The 22216-nt window shown below is 34.0% G+C and carries 22 protein-coding genes; 12 read left to right on the top strand and 10 right to left on the bottom strand.

From position 1 onward, the window contains the following. Positions 1-25: 25 nt before the first annotated feature. On the bottom strand, positions 26-1927 hold the full coding sequence (locus A0O34_RS11260; protein WP_066754668.1) for a zinc-dependent metalloprotease: 1902 nt from the start codon (positions 1925-1927) through the stop codon (positions 26-28). 226 nt (positions 1928-2153) lie between these two features. On the opposite strand from A0O34_RS11260, the gene A0O34_RS11255 reads away from it, so the two are divergent. The 3 genes from A0O34_RS11255 (at position 2154) to A0O34_RS11245 (ending at position 4620) form a co-directional block, all read left to right on the top strand. Continuing rightward, a complete protein-coding gene (locus A0O34_RS11255; RefSeq protein WP_066754666.1) occupies positions 2154-3224 on the top strand; it encodes a DUF4407 domain-containing protein in 1071 nt (356 codons plus the stop codon). Positions 3225-3336: 112 nt separating this feature from the next. After that, complete coding sequence (locus tag A0O34_RS11250; protein WP_082891146.1) at positions 3337-3930, top strand: phage tail protein; 594 nt, start codon at positions 3337-3339, stop codon at positions 3928-3930. A gap of 6 nt (positions 3931-3936) precedes the next feature. After that, positions 3937-4620, top strand: a complete 684-nt coding sequence (locus A0O34_RS11245) for a T9SS type A sorting domain-containing protein (protein ID WP_066754664.1) — start codon at positions 3937-3939, stop codon at positions 4618-4620. A 131-nt stretch (positions 4621-4751) separates the two neighbouring features. Here the strand turns inward: A0O34_RS11245 and A0O34_RS11240 are convergent, their stop codons facing one another. The 7 genes from A0O34_RS11240 to A0O34_RS11210 form a co-directional block, all read right to left on the bottom strand. Next, on the bottom strand, positions 4752-6620 hold the full coding sequence (locus A0O34_RS11240; RefSeq protein WP_066754662.1) for a zinc-dependent metalloprotease: 1869 nt from the start codon (positions 6618-6620) through the stop codon (positions 4752-4754). A gap of 545 nt (positions 6621-7165) precedes the next feature. Beyond that, positions 7166-8626, bottom strand: coding sequence for an IMP dehydrogenase (gene guaB / locus A0O34_RS11235; RefSeq protein WP_066754660.1), 1461 nt, complete (start codon positions 8624-8626; stop codon positions 7166-7168). 415 nt (positions 8627-9041) lie between these two features. Beyond that, the gene (locus A0O34_RS11230) at positions 9042-9545 is read right to left on the bottom strand and encodes a DUF4252 domain-containing protein (protein ID WP_066754658.1); all 504 of its coding nucleotides are present in this window, start codon (positions 9543-9545) and stop codon (positions 9042-9044) included. Positions 9546-9558: 13 nt separating this feature from the next. Then, on the bottom strand, positions 9559-10839 hold the full coding sequence (locus A0O34_RS11225; protein WP_066754656.1) for a DUF4252 domain-containing protein: 1281 nt from the start codon (positions 10837-10839) through the stop codon (positions 9559-9561). A 67-nt stretch (positions 10840-10906) separates the two neighbouring features. Further along, positions 10907-11587, bottom strand: coding sequence for a hypothetical protein (locus A0O34_RS11220; RefSeq protein ID WP_185097260.1), 681 nt, complete (start codon positions 11585-11587; stop codon positions 10907-10909). Then, a complete protein-coding gene (locus A0O34_RS11215; RefSeq protein WP_066754654.1) occupies positions 11562-12071 on the bottom strand; it encodes an RNA polymerase sigma factor in 510 nt (169 codons plus the stop codon). Before A0O34_RS11215 ends, A0O34_RS11220 begins: the two co-directional genes overlap by 26 nt. An 83-nt stretch (positions 12072-12154) precedes the next feature. Then, on the bottom strand, positions 12155-12523 hold the full coding sequence (locus tag A0O34_RS11210; protein WP_228394282.1) for a helix-turn-helix domain-containing protein: 369 nt from the start codon (positions 12521-12523) through the stop codon (positions 12155-12157). Between the two features lie 136 nt (positions 12524-12659). Here A0O34_RS11210 and A0O34_RS11205 point away from each other — a divergent pair, with 136 nt between their 5' ends. Genes A0O34_RS11205 through A0O34_RS11195 form a run of 3 tightly spaced genes read left to right on the top strand, consistent with a single transcriptional unit; the run spans position 12660 to position 15173 of the window. After that, entirely contained in the window at positions 12660-14009 is a 1350-nt protein-coding gene (locus A0O34_RS11205; RefSeq protein WP_066754650.1) for a hypothetical protein, read from the top strand. 25 nt (positions 14010-14034) lie between these two features. Further along, positions 14035-14571, top strand: coding sequence for a DUF6705 family protein (locus A0O34_RS11200; protein ID WP_157886002.1), 537 nt, complete (start codon positions 14035-14037; stop codon positions 14569-14571). A 23-nt stretch (positions 14572-14594) separates the two neighbouring features. Further along, positions 14595-15173, top strand: coding sequence for a hypothetical protein (locus A0O34_RS11195; protein ID WP_157886001.1), 579 nt, complete (start codon positions 14595-14597; stop codon positions 15171-15173). A 61-nt stretch (positions 15174-15234) separates the two neighbouring features. On the opposite strand, the gene A0O34_RS11190 is transcribed toward A0O34_RS11195, so the two are convergent. Beyond that, positions 15235-16395, bottom strand: a complete 1161-nt coding sequence (locus A0O34_RS11190) for a GlmU family protein (protein WP_066754647.1) — start codon at positions 16393-16395, stop codon at positions 15235-15237. A gap of 244 nt (positions 16396-16639) precedes the next feature. Beyond that, positions 16640-16891, bottom strand: a complete 252-nt coding sequence (locus tag A0O34_RS11185; protein WP_054511422.1) for a type B 50S ribosomal protein L31 — start codon at positions 16889-16891, stop codon at positions 16640-16642. Between the two features lie 183 nt (positions 16892-17074). Here A0O34_RS11185 and A0O34_RS11180 point away from each other — a divergent pair, with 183 nt between their 5' ends. The 6 genes from A0O34_RS11180 (at position 17075) to A0O34_RS11155 (ending at position 22084) form a co-directional block, all read left to right on the top strand. Continuing rightward, positions 17075-18484 (top strand): hypothetical protein, encoded by a 1410-nt coding sequence (locus A0O34_RS11180; RefSeq protein ID WP_066754644.1) that lies wholly within the window; start codon positions 17075-17077, stop codon positions 18482-18484. Continuing rightward, entirely contained in the window at positions 18484-18810 is a 327-nt protein-coding gene (locus tag A0O34_RS11175; protein WP_034678907.1) for a nucleotide pyrophosphohydrolase, read from the top strand. The genes A0O34_RS11180 and A0O34_RS11175 overlap by 1 nt, the downstream gene beginning before the upstream one ends. 88 nt (positions 18811-18898) lie before the next feature. Further along, positions 18899-20122 carry a 3-phosphoshikimate 1-carboxyvinyltransferase gene (locus A0O34_RS11170; protein ID WP_066754642.1) on the top strand — a complete coding sequence of 408 codons (1224 nt, stop codon included), beginning with the start codon at positions 18899-18901 and terminating at the stop codon, positions 20120-20122. Between the two features lie 4 nt (positions 20123-20126). Beyond that, positions 20127-20612, top strand: coding sequence for a hypothetical protein (locus A0O34_RS11165; protein ID WP_066754640.1), 486 nt, complete (start codon positions 20127-20129; stop codon positions 20610-20612). A gap of 24 nt (positions 20613-20636) precedes the next feature. Further along, positions 20637-21290, top strand: a complete 654-nt coding sequence (locus A0O34_RS11160; protein WP_228394281.1) for a hypothetical protein — start codon at positions 20637-20639, stop codon at positions 21288-21290. Next, the gene (locus tag A0O34_RS11155) at positions 21290-22084 is read left to right on the top strand and encodes an SDR family oxidoreductase (protein ID WP_066754635.1); all 795 of its coding nucleotides are present in this window, start codon (positions 21290-21292) and stop codon (positions 22082-22084) included. The genes A0O34_RS11160 and A0O34_RS11155 overlap by 1 nt, the downstream gene beginning before the upstream one ends. Positions 22085-22216: the final 132 nt, after the last annotated feature.

Raw genomic sequence — 22216 nt, 5'->3', positions numbered from 1 at the left:
CCCTTTAAAAAGGGCTTCTAGTAATTTAGTTATTTAAGAATTTCTTAGATCCTTTTTGATCTTTATTCGAATAATTAATAATGTAAGCTCCTTTTACCAACTCTTGGTTGATTTTAACTTCATTTGTTTTCGAAATTCCTTTTTGGATCAGTTTTCCACTAAGGTCATAAATCTGATAATCTCCAAATATGCTGTTTCTACTTCCTACAAGGGTAAGCTTATTTTCTCCTTTAGAATATATAATTTTAACATCTGAATTATCTTTAACTTCAGAAGTACCCAGCACATCTAAAATTTTCACTGCATAATCTTCCATCTGGCCATATTGCAATTGTGAGCAAGCCGTAAAATCAGGAAGGGCTGCTGAAGCAAATGTAGCAGCATCTACCGCAATTCTCATTCTTAAATAGGTGTTTTTTACAGCAGAAGCCGGTGGAGTAATACTATTTGTAAGCGTTACAACAGCTCCTGAAGCCATCGCGGTTGCAGAAGTATTATTCACCACCAATTCACTAGTTTCAAAAGTTCCGCTATTGTCATAATCAATCCAAACCTTTGTTCTGAATTTATCAGCTTGGCTAAATCCATTCATATACGTTACTTTCAACGGAGTACTTGAATTTGAGTTGATATCTGTATAATATGCAGGTCTAATACAAGTTGCCGTAGAATAATCAGCATAATATATCGGTGCCACCTCATCTGAATCATATCCATTAGTAGTACTATTAATAGATGCAAAGTTTACTCTATAAGGTCCTATCGCAAAATTATTGTTTGTTGGATGCGCCGTTCCTGCAGGGTTACATTGTGCTGCCACAACAGAAACCGTAGAAGGAATAACAACTGAAGGATCTTTACCTGCTGTAGAGTTCAGCAAACTCTTTCTGTATTCCATCATTAGCATTATCGCTCTATCTCTTTGTCCGTCTGTAAATTTACGGTTAGAGTTAGTATAATTCATTACATTATATTGTGTCCCGTCATAATTTTGTCCTGTACAAGGATCTGTTGCTGTATTATTAGGAATAGCCACTCCATACATACTTCTTGATGGCGAAGTATCACAAACTCTATCTCCGTCTGTTGCACAGTTGTTATTTACCGGGCAAGTAGTCTGACTGGTATAATTAACTCCTTGGAAAGTATGGTATAAACCGAATGCATGTCCCAACTCATGCGTTAATGTTGTATCATTTGTATTTTTAATCGTAGCTACCTTCATAAAGCTTTCATAGCTATAATCATAACTATCTGGGAACATGGCATACCCCATTAATCCATAAGATAGCTGTTGTGCGCCATCAAAACCAATAACTACATAGATATTAAAATAAGATGTTTCCGGCCAATGCGGAGCCAATTGACTTTTAATATCATAATCAGCTGCTCCATTATTAGTCTGCATTTTTACCCCATAGGTATCATAAGAAGGAAGCGTACTACCATTATATCTTACAATCCCTGTTGTAGGTTCGCAGCTAGGAGATCTTTTAGCCAGTACAAGTTTAAAAGGTATTACCGAACCACCTGTCGGGCCAGTACCTTCAGCATAAAAGCCATTTCCGAAAGTTGTTGCATACATTCTGTTTGCTCTGTCGATCCAATCTATAATCTCCTGATCTGTTAGAGCTAAATTAGCATTTGCTGTAGCCTGAGATTCAATCACATGTACAACTACAGGTATTTCATAAACCTGTCCTGTGTATAAGCCGTTCCAAGATGTTGTTGCACCTACCTTATTTAAGTAAGACTGTTTATCCAGATTACTTAATCTAGCTTCTGTCTCCTCTCTTTTTTTCTTTAAATCTGGATATTTACTATCCATTTTTCTCATTACTTCGTCAAAACCGCAAAATTTATGTTGGTCTTGAGAAAATGCATTAAAAAAAATCATTAATGCACAAAAAATCATAATTCTCTTCATTTATATACTTTTTATTATGTTATTCGCTGCAAACTTATTATTTTTTTATCAAAATGCAAATTTTAAAATCATAAAAACGATAGAAATTTCACCTAGCTTGGAATAAAAAATATAAAATAATGATTATCAATTAATTATATTTAAAAATCATTATACTTGGTAAAACATAATACTATCTTTAACATTGGTACGATTTTTAGTATTACTTTTGTATAAATTTTCAATAATGAAAAATAATCAACAAACTATAAATCAGGCGAATCATAAGATAAATTGGTTCCAGAAGTTTCTGATGGTTTGCTCCGGAGGAAACATCCATATTCTAAGAAAAACACCGAGCGAATGGAACAAGTTTGCGGGCATCGGAGGCATCGTTCTTTTCACTGCTGTTTTTGCTACACTTTCGGCAGGTTATGCAATGTTTACGGTATTTGATAATATTTGGGCATCCATCGGTTTCGGAATTTTGTGGGGACTGATGATTTTTAATCTTGACCGTTACATTGTTTCATCCATAAAAAAAACAGGAACATGGTGGAATCAGATCTTAATGGCAATTCCACGTCTAATTTTAGCAACTTTTCTGGGAATTATTATTTCTAAACCTTTAGAACTTAAAATTTTCGAAAAAGAAGTTAATAAACAATTGAATACCATTATTCAGAGAAATAAAAAGCAGCTTCAAGGCGAAATGAACGGAAGAATCCTTCAACAAAGCGGACCTTTTGAAACGGAAAAGAAACAAATCTCCGAAAAGGTTGTTCAATATCAAAAATCATATGATTCTGCTGCTGTAGAGCTTGAAAAAGAGATTTTAGGAAAACAATCAGGCCTAACGAGTGGAAAAGAAGGTTTCGGGCCGAATGCAAAACGTAAGCAAGAACTTAAAGAACAGCGTAGACAGGATCTGGAAAATTATCAGAAACAAATTTCTCCGCGACTGGAATATTTGGATAAAGAGATTTCAAAAGTTTATACCAATCTTGAAACAGAGCGAAAATCGACAGAAACTTTTGAAGACAAGTTCAACGGATTTGCTGCAAGACTTCAGGCTTTGGATGAATTAGGGAAAAATTCTGCCATTATTGGATTAGCAGCGACTTTCATTATGGGACTTTTCATTTGTCTTGAAATTTCTCCTGTACTTGTAAAACTGATTTCAGCCGTTGGCCCTTATGATCATCTTCTGGAAAAAACTGAAAATGATTTCCGATTGTACTCCAAGGAAAAAATTGAAAAAGGGAATGCACTCACCGATTTCAGGATAGAAGATTTTAAAGATAATTTACATAAATAAAACAATTATTTTAACACAATATCACCTTTCAGTTAACTCTGAAAGGTTTTTTATTTTAATAATCTAAATATGTAAAATATTATTTACCTTTACTCTACTAAACTTGACTATCATGAAAAACTTTACATTAGCATGTGCGCTGCTTATCAGCTGTGCATTTACACCTACCTTAAAAGCTCAAGCATCAGAACCTTTTCTTGGGCAAATAGCTTTCGTACCTTATAATTTTGTTCCTAAAAACTGGGCAGCCTGTAACGGACAATTATTACCTATCTCACAAAATCAGGCACTTTTTGCTCTTTTAGGCACTCAATACGGAGGAAATGGAACGACTAACTTTGCATTACCTGACATGAGAGGAAGAATGCTTGTTCACGAAGGCCAAGCTCCCGGTGGCACTACCAATTATACTATGGGACAAACGGGCGGTGCGGAATCTGTTACTTTATTAGTAACGCAAATGCCTTCTCACTCACATACTGTGAATGCCGTTACGGCTGAAGGAAACCAAAATACTCCAACAAATACACTTCCTGCAGATACAAAAATATTGGATAAGGAATATTCTGACGCTACTCCAAATACAACGATGAAGTCTACTATGATCAATCCTGTAGGAGGAAATCAACCACACGAAAACAGACCACCATTCCTTACTTTGAAATGTATTATTTCTTTGCAAGGAGTTTTCCCATCACAATTTTAATAGATTATGAAAGCTTTATATTTATTATGTCTTGCAGTCGGAAGCTCAGCTTTTGCTCAGACAATAACGTTTAAGGGCTGTTATAATTTATTTGATGACCAGGTTTTCACATTTACTAAAACAGGAGTTGATACAAACGGTAAAGGTATCTACATCACAACACCCATTGATGGACAACCTTGCGGAGGTTTAGGAACTTGTGAATTTAAAATTCAATGGAACAACACTTTAACGAGATGGGAGTTTTTAGCAGATGAAGGAAACGGTACTTTCGCAAGTCCGAACCTTATTTATTATAACTCTACCGGAAACAGTGCATTTATAAATCCGCCAGCCAACACAATTGGTACATGGGTTGAAAACACAACAATCACCGCCGGACAATGTGGAGGAAGCCTTACATCGGCGAACTCTACAATGACAGGAGATGTTCACACCTCTACATTAGGTACATCAGACGTTACAAAAACTAAAATCCAGATTTTCCCTAATCCGGTATCAGAAATCATCAGTGTTTCAGGTATTGAGAAAGCAGAATCTATTAATATTTACAACATGGCTGGGCAACTGGTAGTATCAGAAGCATTCAGCAAAAAAATAAATGTATCACAATTAACTTCGGGAGTTTATTTACTAAGGATAAATACTAGAGATTCTCAAATTCATGAATTTAAGTTCGTGAAAAAATAAAAACACTATTTTTTATAATTAAAGCTTTCGGAATTCCGGAAGCTTTTTTTTAGTTTTAAAAATAAAGGACATTTAAGACAACAAAAAAGCCCCTATAAAATAGAGGCTTTGATATTTTGATTTTAAAATAATTATTTAATAATCAATTTAGCAGTTTTAGTATCTTTTCCATTAGAGATCTGAACCATATAGACTCCTTTTTCAAGGTTATGATTTACTCTGAAAGTTCCGTTACTTTCCTGTGTTAAAGATGGAGTTGCTACTAATCTACCTGACATATCGGAGATTGTAACGTCAAGATTTTTAGCATTTTTAGCTTTAATAAATATTTTATCTCCAGCAATACTTGGGTTAGGATAAATTACAAAATCATTGTCACTTGCTTTTACATCAGCAGTTCCTAAAGTTGTAACAAATTTCACAGTATAATCTTCTGCCTGTCCGTAAGCCAATTGTCCACATGCAGTCATAGTAGCAGGGTTGTTCGGAGCATCAGCAATAACTCTCATTCTTAAAGGAGTATTTAATACCGCTGAAGCAGGAGCAGTAAATGTAGCACTCAATAATCCCTGTCCATTAGCATCTACAGCAACATCATCACCTGTAGCAACCAATTCTGATGCTTCAAATGTTCCGTTGTTATTATAATCGATCCAAGCTCTAACTGACTGGTCATTATTCACAAATCCAACCTGAATAGTTTGTTGTTGAGTAACCAATAATTCTGTATAGCTGTTTGCTCTACATGTTTGTGTAGTATAATCTATATAATAAGACGGTGCTCCAGCCCAATAACCAGCTGAAGAATTATCAATCTGACCAAGTTTAACAGATGTTGGTCCTACCAAATAACTTCCCGGAGTAGTAACTCCCGGAGGCGTACAAGATGCTGCAACCGGAGTTCCAGTAACAACCGGAGTTGCAGGCAAAGCTGTAGCTCCTTTAGAAGTTGTTAAACTACTTCTGATCAACATGAATAAATCATTAATTCTATCTCCTTGCCCTGCAGTAAATTTCTGTGCAACAGAGTTAGAATAATTCATCATATTATATTGTACACCTTGATAATTTACACCTGTACAAGGGTTAAGCTGAGAGTTTGTGGGCACCGGCCATAATGTATAACCGCTTCCTGCGCTTTCTGTATCACAAACCTGATCATCATCATCCGCACAAACACCTGTAGTTGGCGGACAGAAATCTGCATCTCCCGGAACAGCATCAAATGCTCCTCCATCAAAAGTATGATATAATCCCATCGCATGTCCAAATTCGTGTGCAAAAGTAGTGTCATGAGCATTTGTAACAACGCCTGATTTCATGAACGATTCGTAGTTTGTATCAAGGTTGTTCGGGAATGCTGCGAATCCCATTAAACCTGCATTAGGTGTAGGATCAGCATCGAACATACTGATTACATAAATATTAAAATAAGATGCTTCCGGCCAGTGTGGAGCCAATCCTTTGATTGCTGCTCTACTTGCACCAGTAGCAGTTGTATAAGCCATACCAGATGCATTATATCCAGCTAATCCTCCTCCGTCATATCTTACAACACCAGTTGTTGCATTACAATTTGGATCTCTTTTTGCCAATACCAACTTGATAGGAAATACTTGAGCTTGCCCAAAATCAGCCGGTACACCAGCAGCCGGCCACGCATATGTTCCTGCATACATCTGATTAGCACGATCAAGCCATGCCTGAATCTGAGCATCAGTTTTATTATAAGTACTTCCAACTGCCGCACCAGACGGGTAAATCAAATGAACTACCACAGGTATTTCATATACTCCATTTACCGTCTTCCCAAACGCTGAAGAAGAAGAATTCTTCTTTTCAGTGTGAATCTTTTGAATAATTTTATCAAAAGTCTGTCTTAATCCAGGATTAGCTTTGTCCTGTTCTTGTATTGTTTGATCAAAACCACACCATCTTTGTTGTTGTGCAGTTAATGAAACGGATAACACAAGCGCCCCATAAAGGAAAATTCTCTTCATTGTTTTCTAATTTAAACGTATTCAAATTTAATATTATTTACATAATTCCACTACAACCCTTTAAAAATTCATTTAATTGATTTAAATAGTAGAAATATTTACAATATGTCCCCATTATTTTCAGTTTGTTACATCAATATTATATTTATGTTAAAATTAATTTAAGGAGTCGTTAGTAAGTATTTGGACACTAATGACTCATTTTAACTAAAATTCTATCAATTTAATCATTAACATCATGAAAATTTTAATATCTGGTAATAGAAAAAGAGAATTTAGTACAAGGTTTTGATTTTACTGCAAATTCGGCTCACTATAAATTATTTGATGGCTTAGTTTCTTAGTTGAAGACTGATTAATTGGTGGCTTCGAGAACCTCAGCCACCAATTAATTTAAATGTAAGTTTCGGCTAAAGCCAACTTTCCAATCTGCGTTTTGAAAGCGGACTTTAGTCCGCTCCTATTGACAACTCCAACTGAAACAATCATTAAAAACACAAAAGCCACACAAATTGTGTGGCTTTTAATTTATCTCTTAAATAATCTTATAAAGAATAATTTGGAGCTTCCTGAGTGATGATAACATCGTGAGGGTGAGATTCTTTCAATCCGCTTCCTGTAATCATTACCATTTTGGTGTCGTTTTGTAAAGCTTCAATATCTTTAGCTCCACAATATCCCATACCTGCTCTTAGGCCTCCTGTTAATTGGAAAATTACATCTTCAATTTTTCCTTTGTGTGGTACTCTACCTTCAATTCCTTCCGGAACGAATTTCTTAGCTTCACTTTGGAAATATCTTTCTTTTCCACCTCTCTTCATTGCAGAAAGACTTCCCATACCTTGGTAAGACTTGAATTTTCTACCTTGGAAGATAATTTCTTCTCCCGGAGCTTCATCAGTTCCAGCTAAAAGAGAACCTAGCATCACTGCTCCTGCTCCACTTGCGATAGCTTTTACGATATCTCCTGAAAGTTTAATACCTCCATCAGCAATTACTGCAACATTTTTAGATTTAGCATATTCGTAAACGTTGTAAATAGCAGATAATTGAGGAACTCCAACTCCTGCAACAACTCTCGTTGTACAGATAGAACCCGGACCAACACCTACTTTTAGAACATTTGCACCAGCTTTAATTAAATCTTCCGCAGCTTCAGCAGTTACGATATTTCCACCTACGATATCTAAATCCGGATACGCTTCTCTGATTTGAGAAATCTTATCCAGAACACCTTTAGAATGCCCATGAGCAGAATCAATCCCAATAATATCAACACCAGCTTTTACCAATGCTGCAATTCTATCCATTGTATCTTCACCAACTCCAACTCCGGCACCTACGATAAGGCGACCTTTTTGATCTTTATTGGAATTTGGATATTCTAATTGATTGTCGATATCTTTAATGGTAATCAGACCAACCAATTTATTTTCAGAATCTACGATTGGAAGTTTTTCAACACGGCTTTTAAGAAGAATTTCTTTAGCTTTTTCTAAGTTGGTATTTTTATCAGAAGTGATCAGATTTTCTTTCGTCATGATCTCTTCGACCTTCATATCAAGGTTTTCCTGATATTTTACATCTCTGTTGGTAATGATTCCGATCAATACATTATTCGCATCTACAACCGGTAAACCAGAGATTTTATATCTGCTCATCGTTTCTTTAGCCTCAGCTAAAGTATGATCTTTTGAAAGGGTAACAGGATCCGAGATCATTCCGTTTTCAGAACGCTTTACACGGTTAACCTGCGCAGCCTGTTCTTCGATCGTCATGTTTTTGTGAATGAAACCTAAACCTCCGACTCTTGCCAAAGCAATAGCGAGGTCACCTTCAGTAACTGTGTCCATTGCAGCAGAAACTATCGGAACATTCAGCGTTATTTTATCGGTAAGTCTTGATTTTAATGAAACCTGGTTAGGTAAAACTTCTGAATAAGAAGGAACTAGAAGAACGTCATCGAAAGTGATGGCTGCCTCTACAATTTTGTTATGAATAGACATCTTTACTTTCTTTGCAAAATTAGGCTATTTGAACGAGATATGAAAGGCCGATTCAATAGTTTAAATAAAAATTAATAATCAATAAATTAAATGAAAAAAACCGATCTTATTAGGATCGGTCTTTCTTGTACAAAATAACTTGAATATATAAGGGTTAACTTATTCTAAATACGATGAAAACTTCATTTGCTATTTCAAAAAACTATAGCTTATTTATTTTGCTGCAAAAATACACTAGAAATATACAGAAACAAGTTTTTCATTATTATTTTAATGTTAATTTAATCTTGAATATAAAATTTTAATTAATTCAATTAAATAAATTAAAATTTTCAATATACTAAACATAAAACCGTCCTAATAAGAACGGTTTTCCTGTACAAAATAATTGAGTATATGAAGGGGTTTAAAAAATTTATTTATCTGTTGCAGAATTAATCATTTTTGAAATATCATCTGCGGTAAAACTACCTTTTACGTCTACAAAAACCAATTCCTTATCGGAGTTTACTGTAATCAACATGTTTTTTATGGTTTCTCCTGTTTGTTTTACTCTGATGTTTACGTTATCACCGTCGTGTTTTATGGTTGCCCAGTCTTCGTAATTGTTGTTATTTAAATATTTAGCATAATCTTTCAGCATTGCTTGGTCGCCATTTTCTACGGTCAACACTTTAATTTTAGAAACTTTTTTTACAAGATTGATCAATTCTTCATCTCCGCCATCTTCTCTTAAAGCTTTCTTGATAAAAGGTTTAGCTAAAAACATGGGTACATTAAAACTCTCAAACTTCGCTCCTTTAAAATCATAATCAGTATTGCTGAAGAAATCCATATCAGGCTTGCGGGAACCTCCTATACAAGATTGCAACACAAACATTGTAGAGGCGATTAAAAAAATGTTTTTAAAAATTTTCATGGCAATTAGATTTTTAGTTAATCGGTTTTAAGCTTCCGCCAGACATTTTACTGATATTTGAATCAATTTTAGGATTTCCTTTATATTTTACAAGACCTCCGGAAGATGCTTTTACCTTCAATGTGGTTGTAACATTTATAGAAAGACTTCCTCCTGATGTAGACTCTGCATCTACACTGTCTGACCTTAAATTCTCTGCTTTACAAAGCGCACCGCTGCTGATATCAAATACTGCTGCCATAACTTCTCCTTCAAAACTGGTATCGGAACCGCTGGAAGCTTTCAATTCAAAATTTTTAGAATTAACATCAGCTTTTATATTTGATCCTGAAGTTGCTTCAACATTCGTTGTATTAGACACATTGAATTTTCCTTTAATCGTAGAACCTGAAGAAGCATCGATCGTAAGATTATTTTCATTCACAGAATTCACTGTTGAGAAATTGGCACCAGAAGAAGTTTTAATTTCACTCATTCTTGGAGAAGAAACGTTTACACTTAAATTTTTAAATCTTAAGTTTTTCACTCCTTTATTATCAATGTAAACTTTCAGAATACCGTTTTCAACTTTTGTAATTACGTATTGAAGCTTGTCGGCATCAGCAATGACCTTGATATTGGTAGGGCTTTCCTGCTTGTAAACCACATTTACACCTGTGCTTACATTAATTCCTGAAAATTCACCTACATTTCTCGCTTCACCATTTAAATAAGATGGATTATTATCCGAAGTCTGCGTATTTCTCGTGTGACTTATCGTATTTGATTTTGTCTCGCTGGAATTAATGATCTTATTAACATCATCCATCGAAAGTTTCCCGTCCAGCATAACAAGGATATTTTCTCCGCTGTCGCTGTTGATGCTTAATAACAGATCATCCAAAATTCCGTCTTTGGCTTCCGAAGAGAGGAACTTTATTTTCGCTCCGGAGTTATTTACAGACATTATTTCACTGTAATTCAAATTTTTAAGATAAGAAGAAACGTCTTTACTTAATTGCGATAGGTTAGCCTGAACTTTTCTTCCTTCCGGACTGTTGGCTTTTTCCGGATTCTCTGTGATCAGGACTTTTAATCCGTTGATCTTTGCCAATAACGGCTTGATCTGATCCAGCTGAGCGTCATCAATATTAAGACTGCTGAGCATCCCAAACATTGGTTTTGCTATCTTGATAGAAGTTACACCTTCTACCTCCTGATATTTTTCAAAAAGTTTATCAAATTTGTCTCCTTGCCCATAAACATTATAGAAATGGGAAAAAGCAAATGCGAATATTATCAATATTTTTTTCATGAGTCAATTTTTATTTTTACTGAGGTGATTAATGCCTGATCAGGTTCATAAATCTTTGTTTTATAGGTTAATAATCGTCGTCCATCACTTTGGGCTGTGCTAATTTTTCACTAACGTTATTTGCAAATATCTGAAATGAGTACTTAGTCACATTAATAGCTTCTTCTACATTTTCGATCTTTTTTCCGTTTACAATAACATACGAGTTTTTGTAGCCTGAAGAATCTTTTTTAGAAGAATCATATTTTTTAGAAGAAGAGTTATCTACAAACTGAGGTCTTCTTTCTTTCTTCAATCTTCCTCTTTTTGGAAGAATTTGATCTAAAACATCCTTTTCGGCAACCGAATTCTCCTGAAAGATCGAATCTTTTTTCGCTGCGGGAATCGTATCGTTCACATGATTCACAGCAACCTGTGTTTGATGATCACTATTTTCGTCAATGAAATCTTTTTTCTGTTGCTTGATTTGATTTTCAACAAGTTTCGCTTGATCTTCTACATCGGATTTTTGATTATAATTAAAAATCAACCCAATTCCGAAAAGTAAAACCACACTTGCTGCCATCCAAAACCATTTCGGGAAAGAAGGCTTCGCTTTCGTTTGAAGCGGAATAATTGGAGCTTCATTATTTTCAGGTTCTCCGCCTTCTGCTTTTTGAAGGAAATCTTCAAAATCCCAGTCCATTTTCTCTTCCTTTATATTTTGGAAGACTTCGTTGTATTTATCTTGAAATTTGTCGTTGTTCATAATTCATCAGTTGTGAGATTTGTTCTTTTACTTTTTGTCTTGCTCTCATAAGATTTACTCTTACCGCGTTTTCTTCCATTTCCAGCATTTCAGAAATTTCAGAAACTTCATACTCTTCTACATCTTTCAAATGGATCACCATTTTCTGTTTCTCTGGAAGCTGATTTATAAAACCTATAATATGTTCTTTTAAATTATTGACTTCCATACTGTAAAGCTCCGACCGATGCAATTGCAGATCTGCAAATCCCTGCCTTACGTCGTGGTGCTTGAGTCTGTTCAAACACTCGTTCCGGACGGCTTTCAAGGCATAGGATTTTAAATTTCCAAACTGCGCCAGCTCCTCTTTTTTCTGCCAGAACTTGATCATCAGATCCTGAACCACATCTTCTGCCTCATCACTGCTCATGACGAATCTTTTCGCAAAGCGATACATCTCATTTTTGAGAATGAATACCGTATCCTTAAAAGTTTCTTGGGTCATGAGTTTTGTATCTATTAGTAAGACAATTAAAAATTGTATTCTATTACATCATAAATAAAAAAAACTTCAAAAATGTTGAAGTTTTAATTTTTATCGATCAATTTTCGGAGATAAGCGATCTCGGTATCTTTATCTTTTAGCCTTTGTTCATACTGTTCTATTAGCTTTTCTGGCAGCTGATTTTGATAAATAAAGCCATTGTTTCCACCATGTGTATTTTCATAGTTAAAAGACATTCCGTCACTGCTCAAAAAATCTAAAACACTTACTTCTAATAATTTTGAAATCTCTTCTACTTGAGAAAAGTCCGGCTTACTTTTATCATTCTCAAAATTAGAATATGTTTTCTGAGATACACTCAGTACTTCCGCAAGATATTCCTGTGTAAAGTTTTTGTTGATTCTCGCTTTTTTCAGCTTTTCACCTAAAGTCATAGCACAAAGTATTTTCATCAAAATTACATATTTTTTTCTTTTAGAAAAATAGTACGGAAATCAGTAAATTTTTACTGTATTTTCTCAATTTGTTTTTCACACCTTTGTGGGGTAATAAAAAAATTATATATTTAACTCATTAAAAAACACGCTTATGAGAAAGAAAATTATCTTATGGCTATCCTTTGTGGTAGCCCTCAGTTTTATACTACATTCCTGTATTCATGATGATGTTTATTCTACATCGGAACCATCTAATAATGAATACCAATCTAAAAGCCTTTGGAAAGAAGATGAGAAGTATATTAAAAATGTAATACAGGTTTATCGTGAAAACGAAACCAACATTAAAAAAATTAACGGAACCCCGCTTTGGGATTACGCTACAACAATGGATCGTTTTGATGAAAGTTTTCTAATGGTTCCTGTGGTGGAAAATAAAAAAGTAGTTTCGGTATTGCAGGTTCCAAGACACGGAAAGAATGTATATTTTATTTATACCAATGAAGTGAATGACATTACTTTTTTCCAGAACATCATTTCGGCTCGTACAAAAAAAGCTTTATCTAATGAAGCCAATAACGAAACTAGTAAATTGGTTTGTACTACAAGAGCGGTGTCTGTTTGGTTACCAAACGGTGGTGGCGATTCTAATCCTGGTTCAGGACAGGGAACTTGGTCTACCTATCATGTAACAACCTGCAAAAACGTACAACAGGAAGGCTGTGTTGGTATTGTAGGCCCAGATGGTGAATGCACAGGAGGTGGCGGAGATAGCGATCCTTATCCTTACCCTGGAGGAGATGGACCACAAGATCCACAAGAGCCGGAAGATCCTTGTATACAAGCAAAAAATATTTTTAATAATACTGCAGTAAAATCCAGATATGATGTTTTAAAATCAAAAGTATCGGATCCGAATGAAACGGGGTACGGCTTTAAAACAGTTGCAGCAGCTAATTTAACGATTACGACCCAAACAAGCCTTTTAAACCCTGATGCAACAAATCCTGATAAAATGAAGGTAGGAATTTACCCAACAACCTTTAGTTACAGCCATACCCATATTAATAAAAGTAATGGTAATGTATCTGTGAAGATATTTTCACCTGCGGACATTAATACTTTCTTAATTATTCTGCATAATGCTATTGCTAATAACACTCCTCTCGACACAGTATTTGGAGGAATGGTAGCGTCTGATCCAGATACTATATTTAACACATATCAAATTCAATATACAGGAAATGGTACAAACTTACCACCCGAATTTACAAAGGATCAATTAGATATATTGAGAAATTGGTATGCTAAAAATGCTCAAGAGATTCAGACTGAAACAGGAGAACTATCACATACAGATATGCAGAAACTTTTCAATGAGACATTAAAAAAAATGAATTTGAACGATATTGTTTTATTTAAAATAGAAGGAAATTCTAATACAGTTAAAAAAGTTGATTACAATGAATACGGAAGTCCTACAGAAAATAATTGTTCTTAAATTTTTTAATTTTAAATTTATTATTATGAAAAACTTATTAATTATATTTAGTTTTATATTCATTGGCTGTAAAGCTCAACAACAAATTATTCCATTAGAAACAAAAGGTTGGCCAGCAGAAGGAAGTTATCGAAAAGATTTAAATAATGATCTTAATCCTTATGTTGGAACTTGGAAAGGAACTTTTGAAGGAAAAACTTTTATCATTACATTTACTAAAATAAAAGATTATGACACTCTTGGGAAATATTATAAAGATAGAATTAAGGGTAGGTATAAAATGCTAGACGCAAGTGGAAATCAATTATACTCAACTTATAATTTGCCTGAAGAAAAAGCAAAAGTAAGTAGTTTAGGATTTGTAAACAGTACAAAAGCTAAATTGAGATTCTATTTTTCTGATCTATGTATAGGCGGACAAATAGTTATTAATTTTGACAATCCTCAGAAAACCCAAATGCATTATATTTATTACACTGAACAGGAAATGATAGTTGATGATACCGGTTGTGCCCCTTATAATGAAATGCCAAGGGGAGAGTTTACATTAATTAAGCAGTAAAAACATTTTAGCCATAATTTTAAATGAAAGTACATATTCTATTTTTAGTTTTAATGTTTTTTTGGAGCTGTAATTCTCAAAAACAAATTGCAGAATCAAATTTTTACGAAGAAGATGAAAATATAAATCTTTACGCCTTTGTTGGCAAGAAAATTTCAATAGAAGAAATTTTAAATAATAAACAAAAAATTAAAGATCCAAACTCTAATGATTCAATTATTATCGTCAATTTGGATCAAGAGTTTAAATGTAACTATCAGATTCTGCAAAATGTTTTTAATAAAATAAATAAACATACTATTGAGTTTGAAGCCTATGATCATTACGGAACTCCTGATTTTAAAAATTATGAATATATCCTGCTTTACTTGTCAAAGGATACTGATGGAAAATTTACTTATATGAAATATCAATTCGATGCTTTAAAATCCACTAACAAAGGCTTTAAAGGAAGAAATGGGAAAAGTATAAAAAAACTATTTTTAAATAAAAAGAATACGACGTTAAAAGAAAGAATTAGTTTTTATACAGAAAACAATAATACAAATAATATCGGCTATGCTCCCTATAATAAAAAGCCAAAGAGAACATGCTTAGCATAGTGGAATAAATAGCGCACGTTCGTAAAAAAATAAACCCTCCAAATTTGGAGGGTTTTATCATTTAATACATTTCAAAAACATATTTCAAAATAGCCTTATCATCATCTGTTAGAGCCACTTTTCGTCTTGCCATTGCTTTTTCTGCAACTTCGTAGGCTTTATCTAATTTAAATTTTTCATCGCCTTTAAATCCGCCCCAGGAAAAATTCTCGATAAGATTGGGAGGAAAGCCTTCTTTAAAAATATTAGAAGCAACACCTACAACGGTTCCTGTATTTAATTGAGTATTGATCGCGGTTTTAGAATGGTCGCCCATAATTAAACCCGCAAACTGTAATCCTGTATCTTCAAAAGCTTTGGTTCTGTAGTTCCAAAGTTTTACATGTCCGTAATTATTTTTAAGGTTGGATGAATTCGTATCTGCCCCGAAATTACACCATTCACCAATCACAGAATTTCCAATGAAACCGTCATGTCCTTTGCTGGAGTGTCCAAAAATAATAATATTATTAACTTCGCCACCCACTTTACATTGAGGGCCAATAGTTGTTGCACCGTAAATTTTAGATCCCAAATGAAATTTAGATCCTTCACCTAATGAAATAGGGCCGCGAAGGTTACATCCTTCCATCACCTCAGCATTTTTGCCGATGTAGATCTTTCCGGTTTTTGTATTGATCGTTGAAAACTCAACTTGCGCTCCTTCTTCTATGAACAGGTCTTTTTTATCTCCCAAAAATCCGTTGGTTGAAGAAAGTTCCTGAGAAGTTCTATCTTTTGTAAGCAATTCAAAATCAAAATCGATTGCCTGATGATTATAAGTAAATAGGTCTGTTGGCTTTTTAAAGAAAATCAGTTCTTCTTTAATATCAGTCATTTTTTCGATCTGATGAAGCGAAAAATCTTTCATATTGATCTTTGCTGCGACCAACTCGTCTTCATAAACCAAAGCTTCACCTTGTTTCAGATCTTTAATTTGTTGAATTACATTTTCAGTAGGTAAAAAATTAGTAACTAAAAAAAGACTTTCTTTTTCTTCAGGATTTTTAAATTTTTGCTGTAAATAATTTTCCGTGAAATAAGAAATTTCCGTGTTTTCTAGAATTTTCTGCCATCTTTCGGAGAAAGTAAGAATTCCGCATCGCATTTCGGCAACGGGACGGGTAAAAGTAAGCGGAAGAAAATCTTCCCAATATTGCGCATCTGAAAATACTAATTGCATTTTTTATATAAGATGTTAAAAGTTAGTAGTTAGAAATTCGTAGATGGAATAAAATCTATTATCTCATTTTTTTAGCTAATTTCTACCTAATGCAAAAATACAAATAAAATTTTCCTGAATTATTTTAAATAGAGACCAAAATCTAAACTTAAATCAAACTTAACTTAAAAACTAACTTCTATTTACAAACAAAAAAGCCTTCCAATGGTTTTGGAAGGCTTTAATATTTTTTAGTAGCAAAAAATTACTTAGAGAATTTTTTGTACTTGTTCATGAACTTGTCTACTCTACCTGCAGTATCAACCAACTTCACTTTTCCTGTGTAGAAAGGGTGAGAAGTAGAAGAGATTTCCATTTTAAGTAAAGGATACTCTTGTCCTTCATACTCGATAGTATCTTTAGTCTCTGCAGTAGATTTGCAAAGAAACACCTCGTCGTTACTCATATCTTTGAAAACAACAAGTCTATAATTTTCTGGGTGAATTCCGTTTTTCATAATACAATTTTTTAAAAAATTAAAGTTTTGCTTTCGAAATAGTAATGGTATTTCTCTGCTAATTTTAGGGTGCAAAAATACAATATTTTTTCTAATTTCCAAATACTCGTGTAATATTTTTTTCAGGATAAGAAAATTAAAGTATTTTCGTTAAATTTGAAATCTATTTAAACTTTAATTTCGATGAAATTCAAATTATTACTGGCTTTTTCTTTTTGGATGCTTCTCATTGCGGTATCTTGTAACAAGGATGACATCAATTTCGATGCTCCTTCACAGCAACTTAGCTTTTCAAGAGATACTGTATTCTGTGATACGGTTTATCATCAGGTTCGATCTGAAACCTATGCTGTAAAAGTATATAATAATGAAGATAAGGACATTCTTATCCCAAGAATAAACCTTGAAAAAGGAGCAACCTCTTTATATAAAATAAATGTAGACGGAAAATCCGGATATGATTTTAAAGATGTTCCGTTAAGAAAAAATGACAGTTTATACATTTTCGTTGAAATTGCTCCTGAGGCAACAGGTCCGGAAGCGATTGCTGAAGATAAAGTAATTTTCACCAGTCCGGCGGGTCAGCAACACGTTACTTTATTTTCTGTGGTTCAGGATGCTGAGTTTTTTATTCAGACACCTTCCAACCCAAATGTTATCAGTAGCAATACAACATGGAATAATGATAAGGCTAAAATTATTTACGGAGACCTTACCGTTAATCCTAGTGTAGTATTGAATATTCAGGCCGGAACGAAAGTGTATTTCCACAAAAACAGCGGAATGAAAGTGTCTACAGGATCTACTTTAAATATTAATGGAACCTTAGACAAGGAAGTTATTCTTCGAGGAGACAGAAATGATCCTTATTATGATACAATTCCTAAAAACTGGAACTCTATCAGAATGGCTGCCAATTCTACCCTAAATATGAATCACGCAAGACTTTTCGGAGGAAACAGAGGTTTAGATATGAGACAGACTAACGCAACGATAAGCAATTCTTTCATTCATACTTTCCAGGAATATGGAATATACGCTGTTGCTTCTACAGTAAATGCTAAAAACTTAGTCATGAACAACTGCGGAGAATCTTGTATTGGAATTTTCAAAGGTGGAAATCATACGTACACTCATGCTACGATTGCTAATTATTCTCAAGTTCTTTCCTCAATGAACAGAAACGGAATTTTCGCAACCAACGAATGGAAAAACGATGCCGGACAAACCGAGCAAGGCGCATTACAGCAACTTAATATAAGAAATAGCATCGTCTATTCTGACAGAGATAATTCTGTAAGTTTTGAGCAAACACCGGGACAACAGTTTAATTTTATCATTCAAAGCAGTTTATTGAAATATTCAGGAACAACAGAAGCAGGGTTTCCTTTTGACAGCAATCCAAATGTAATCCAGAGTTATAAAAATGAAGATCCCCAGTTTGTAAACTATTTTACGGCTCATCTTAATTTAAGAGTAAAACCAGCTTCTTTCGCGAGAGGAAAAGGAAATACAACCATTGCAGGAACCGTTCCTACAGACATTGTAAACGTATCAAGAACGACTAGTCCAACACTTGGAGCCTATCAATAATGGAAATTACAAATCTGCAGCAGCAAGTTGACGAATGGATAAAAACAATTGGCGTCCGTTATTTCAATGAACTGACCAATATGGCAATGCTGACCGAAGAAGTAGGTGAAGTTGCCAGAATTATCGCCAGAAGATATGGCGAACAAAGTGAAAAAGAAAGCGATAAAAGCAAAGATCTTGGTGAAGAATTAGCAGATGTATTGTTTGTAACTTTATGTCTTGCCAACCAAACCGGAGTCAATCTGCAGGAAGCTTTTGATAAAAAAATGAAGATAAAAACTGATCGCGATAAAGACCGTCATCAGAATAATGAAAAATTAAAATAGCTGGATGTTGGAAGTTGGATGTCGGAAGTTTTTAAATGAAACATTTCACCTCCCACTTCCAGCTTCTTGCTTCCAACTTAGAAGAACAATGAAGAAGCTAGAAAAATCAAAATTAATTGGAGATAAAACAGTACAAATCAGCGGTTCGAAAAGTATTTCGAATCGTTTGTTGATTTTAGAAAGTCTGTTTAAAAATATAAAAATCGGGAATTTATCCAATTCTCAGGACACCCAATTGCTGAAAAAAGCGTTGTCTGAAACTACTGAAACTGTAGACATTCACCATGCAGGAACAGCAATGCGTTTTCTTACATCTTATTATTCTATCGCCGAAGGAAAAACTACAATTCTTACGGGTTCAAAAAGAATGAAGGAAAGGCCAATCAAGAATTTGGCAAGCGCTCTTCAAGATTTAGATATAGAAATTGAGTACATGGAAAATGAAGGTTTTCCACCTTTAAAAATTACAGGAAAGAAAATTACTCAAACGCAGGTTAACGTTCCTGCCAATATTTCAAGTCAGTTCATTACTTCTCTTTTGCTTATCGCAGGAAAATTGGAAAACGGATTAGAAATTAATCTAGTAGGTGAAGTTACTTCAAGATCTTACATTGAAATGACACTGGATATTTTAACAAAATTCGGAATTAAAAACAGCTTTGTTGGCAATGTAATAAAAGTCGAATCATTCATCAATGATCATTCATCAATTATCAATTATGAGGTTGAAAGTGACTGGAGTTCTGCATCTTACTTCTACTCTATCTGTGCATTAGGAAGAGAAACAATTCATCTGAAAAGTTTTTACAAAGAATCAACTCAAGGAGATTCTGCGATTGCAAAGATTTATGAAGAATTTTTCGGAATTAAAACGACTTTCTCAGAAGATGAACACAAGCTTACCCTTCAACCAGATCCGAACTTTTCATTCCCAGAGAAGATTATTTTGGATATGAATAATTGCCCGGACATCGCACAAACTCTTTGTGTAACGGCTGCTGCATTGAAAATTCCATTTGAAATTTCAGGATTAGGAACTTTAAAAGTAAAAGAAACCGACCGACTTTCAGCTTTACATATCGAATTGAAAAAACTTGGAACAGAAACTGAAATTACAGATTTAACGATCAAATCAATTAGCTTCAACGAACCGGAAGAAAACATTTCTATTAAAACGTACCAAGATCACAGAATGGCCATGAGTTTTGCTCCGTTTTGTCTGATCAAAGAATTACATATTGAAGAAGAAAATGTAGTCGAAAAATCTTATCCGATGTTTTGGGAGGATCTTTCTCAAATTTTAATGAAATAATTAAATGAAAAAATATTTAATCATTTTCGCCTTTTTAATTCCAATTTCGTTTTGGGCGCAATATCTGTTGCCTAATGAAGAAGTTATCTATTCATTTGAAACTAAAAACGGCAAAAAAATGTCTTTAGTAAAAGACAAACAGAACAAATACATTCAATATCGTTTTGGAAGCAAAACCAAAGTCGAAATGGAATTTCCTAAAGACAGAACCAAAGAAAGCTGGAAGAAGTTTACCTACAAATCTTACCATAGAGGCGGGGGAAAGCAGAACGCAGGAATGAACCTTGATTATTTATCATTTACAAATAACAACTACAAATATTTACTCTCCAGAACCTACTCTGCAGAAGACGAATCATTTTCTACCGGTATCACTGTGACCGACAGTAAAGGTAAAGAAACCGAAATTCCGGGAATTTATAAATCTTTCAAAGGCTGCATGTGTAATCTGCAAGACACCGATGTAAAGAAAGAAGATTTTGGGCAATAATTTAACCCTTCCATGAAAAAACTGATGTCTTTTTTATTCATTCCATTGATTGCAATTCTTCACGCTCAGGAGTTGAAAGATTTTTCTGTTCCTAGAGATTACACAAAAGTTTTACAAACAGAAGGAGATTTAGATAAAGACGGACTCAACGAAACCGTAATCGTATATAATATTGGCGAAAAAATTGAACATCAAGGATATAAAAGAAAATTTTATATCCTTAAAAAAATCAATGGAAATCTAAAAATATGGAAAGAAAATTCATCCTTGCTCGATTCAAGTGAAGCCGGTTTTTATCCGGAAAACAATAGTCTTGAAGTAAATATAAAGAATAATTGTCTTGTCATTTCACAATCACTCTTTACCAACTCCAGACATACCGAAACAAGCAAACACACGTTTAGATTTCAAAATGGAGACTTCTACCTTGTTGGTGCACTCAATACATTTGATGATACCTGCGAGTTTAATTTTCTAAATGAAGTCAATTTTTCAACAGGAAAAGTGATCATTGATGAAAAGTATTCTGAATGTGACGGAGATGAGGATAGAAAGACTCCAAAAGATATGCACAAAGAATTTATCCATACATTTAACACGTTAATAAAAATGAATGATTTTAGGGTTAGCAAAAACCAGTTCAAAATTCCTAATTCAGATAAATATTTTAATTACTAATGTCAAAAACTATAATCATCACGGGAACCTCATCAGGAATAGGTTTCGTTTTAGCCGAATATTTTGGAAAAAAAGGTCATAAAGTCTACGGTTTAAGCCGAAAACATACAGAAAGTCAATATTTTAAATCAATTCCGACCGATGTTACGGATAATGATGCAGTTCAAAATGCGATTGCAGAAGTGTTGAAAATTGAGACAAGAATTGACGTTCTGATCAACAATGCCGGAATGGGAATGGTTGGCGCTGTGGAAGATTCTACAAAAGAAGATATTTTAAAATTATTTAACTTAAATCTTGTCGGAGCTGTTCAAATGATGACTGCCGTTATGCCGAAAATGCGTGAAAACAAATTCGGACAGATCATCAATGTTTCCAGCATCGGAAGTGAAATGGGACTGCCTTTCCGTGGATTTTATTCTGCTTCAAAATCTGCTTTAGACAAAGTAACGGAAGCCATGAGATATGAAGTTTATCCTTGGAACGTCAATGTTTGTTCGCTTCATTTAGGTGATATCAAAACTAATATTGCAGAAAACAGAGTGAAAACAAAAGTTTCTCAGCCTTACGCAACTATCTTTGACAAGGTTTATGCTTTAATGAACTCTCACGTAGGCGACGGAACTGACCCTTTGGAAGTTGCAGAATACGTTGAAAATCTTTTAGGAAAAAATAAATGGAAAGCTCATTATTATTTTGGTAAATTCGGGCAGAAAATAGGAGTTCCGTTGAAATGGATACTTCCTCAGGGAACTTATGAGAATTTAATGAAGAAATATAATAAACTGGACTAGTTTCAGTTATTAAACAAATTTTTAATTATAATAAAAAAATATATTTTGAACCATTAAGATTTATTTTAAGAATTTAAGTTGAGTTAAGATGAATCATTCTGATTTTTAAGCACAAACTTAAAACGAAGCTAA

The organism is Chryseobacterium glaciei, from assembly GCF_001648155.1.
Lineage (GTDB): Bacteria > Bacteroidota > Bacteroidia > Flavobacteriales > Weeksellaceae > Chryseobacterium > Chryseobacterium glaciei.
The sequence above is the reverse complement of the archived record's forward strand: the minus strand, read 5'-3'. Positions and strand labels throughout refer to the sequence as shown.

Excerpts from the sequence above, each read along its gene's own strand:
- A0O34_RS11260 (WP_066754668.1), bottom strand. The coding sequence starts at position 1,927 with ATGAAGAGAATTATGATTTTTTGTGCATTAATGATTTTTTTTAATGCA.
- A0O34_RS11255 (WP_066754666.1), top strand. The coding sequence starts at position 2,154 with ATGAAAAATAATCAACAAACTATAAATCAGGCGAATCATAAGATAAAT.
- A0O34_RS11250 (WP_082891146.1), top strand. The coding sequence starts at position 3,337 with ATGAAAAACTTTACATTAGCATGTGCGCTGCTTATCAGCTGTGCATTT.
- A0O34_RS11245 (WP_066754664.1), top strand. The coding sequence starts at position 3,937 with ATGAAAGCTTTATATTTATTATGTCTTGCAGTCGGAAGCTCAGCTTTT.
- A0O34_RS11240 (WP_066754662.1), bottom strand. The coding sequence starts at position 6,620 with ATGAAGAGAATTTTCCTTTATGGGGCGCTTGTGTTATCCGTTTCATTA.
- guaB (WP_066754660.1), bottom strand. The coding sequence starts at position 8,626 with ATGTCTATTCATAACAAAATTGTAGAGGCAGCCATCACTTTCGATGAC.
- A0O34_RS11230 (WP_066754658.1), bottom strand. The coding sequence starts at position 9,545 with ATGAAAATTTTTAAAAACATTTTTTTAATCGCCTCTACAATGTTTGTG.
- A0O34_RS11225 (WP_066754656.1), bottom strand. The coding sequence starts at position 10,839 with ATGAAAAAAATATTGATAATATTCGCATTTGCTTTTTCCCATTTCTAT.
- A0O34_RS11220 (WP_185097260.1), bottom strand. The coding sequence starts at position 11,587 with ATGAACAACGACAAATTTCAAGATAAATACAACGAAGTCTTCCAAAAT.
- A0O34_RS11215 (WP_066754654.1), bottom strand. The coding sequence starts at position 12,071 with ATGACCCAAGAAACTTTTAAGGATACGGTATTCATTCTCAAAAATGAG.
- A0O34_RS11210 (WP_228394282.1), bottom strand. The coding sequence starts at position 12,523 with ATGAAAATACTTTGTGCTATGACTTTAGGTGAAAAGCTGAAAAAAGCG.
- A0O34_RS11205 (WP_066754650.1), top strand. The coding sequence starts at position 12,660 with ATGAGAAAGAAAATTATCTTATGGCTATCCTTTGTGGTAGCCCTCAGT.
- A0O34_RS11200 (WP_157886002.1), top strand. The coding sequence starts at position 14,035 with ATGAAAAACTTATTAATTATATTTAGTTTTATATTCATTGGCTGTAAA.
- A0O34_RS11195 (WP_157886001.1), top strand. The coding sequence starts at position 14,595 with ATGAAAGTACATATTCTATTTTTAGTTTTAATGTTTTTTTGGAGCTGT.
- A0O34_RS11190 (WP_066754647.1), bottom strand. The coding sequence starts at position 16,395 with ATGCAATTAGTATTTTCAGATGCGCAATATTGGGAAGATTTTCTTCCG.
- A0O34_RS11185 (WP_054511422.1), bottom strand. The coding sequence starts at position 16,891 with ATGAAAAACGGAATTCACCCAGAAAATTATAGACTTGTTGTTTTCAAA.
- A0O34_RS11180 (WP_066754644.1), top strand. The coding sequence starts at position 17,075 with ATGAAATTCAAATTATTACTGGCTTTTTCTTTTTGGATGCTTCTCATT.
- A0O34_RS11175 (WP_034678907.1), top strand. The coding sequence starts at position 18,484 with ATGGAAATTACAAATCTGCAGCAGCAAGTTGACGAATGGATAAAAACA.
- A0O34_RS11170 (WP_066754642.1), top strand. The coding sequence starts at position 18,899 with ATGAAGAAGCTAGAAAAATCAAAATTAATTGGAGATAAAACAGTACAA.
- A0O34_RS11165 (WP_066754640.1), top strand. The coding sequence starts at position 20,127 with ATGAAAAAATATTTAATCATTTTCGCCTTTTTAATTCCAATTTCGTTT.
- A0O34_RS11160 (WP_228394281.1), top strand. The coding sequence starts at position 20,637 with ATGTCTTTTTTATTCATTCCATTGATTGCAATTCTTCACGCTCAGGAG.
- A0O34_RS11155 (WP_066754635.1), top strand. The coding sequence starts at position 21,290 with ATGTCAAAAACTATAATCATCACGGGAACCTCATCAGGAATAGGTTTC.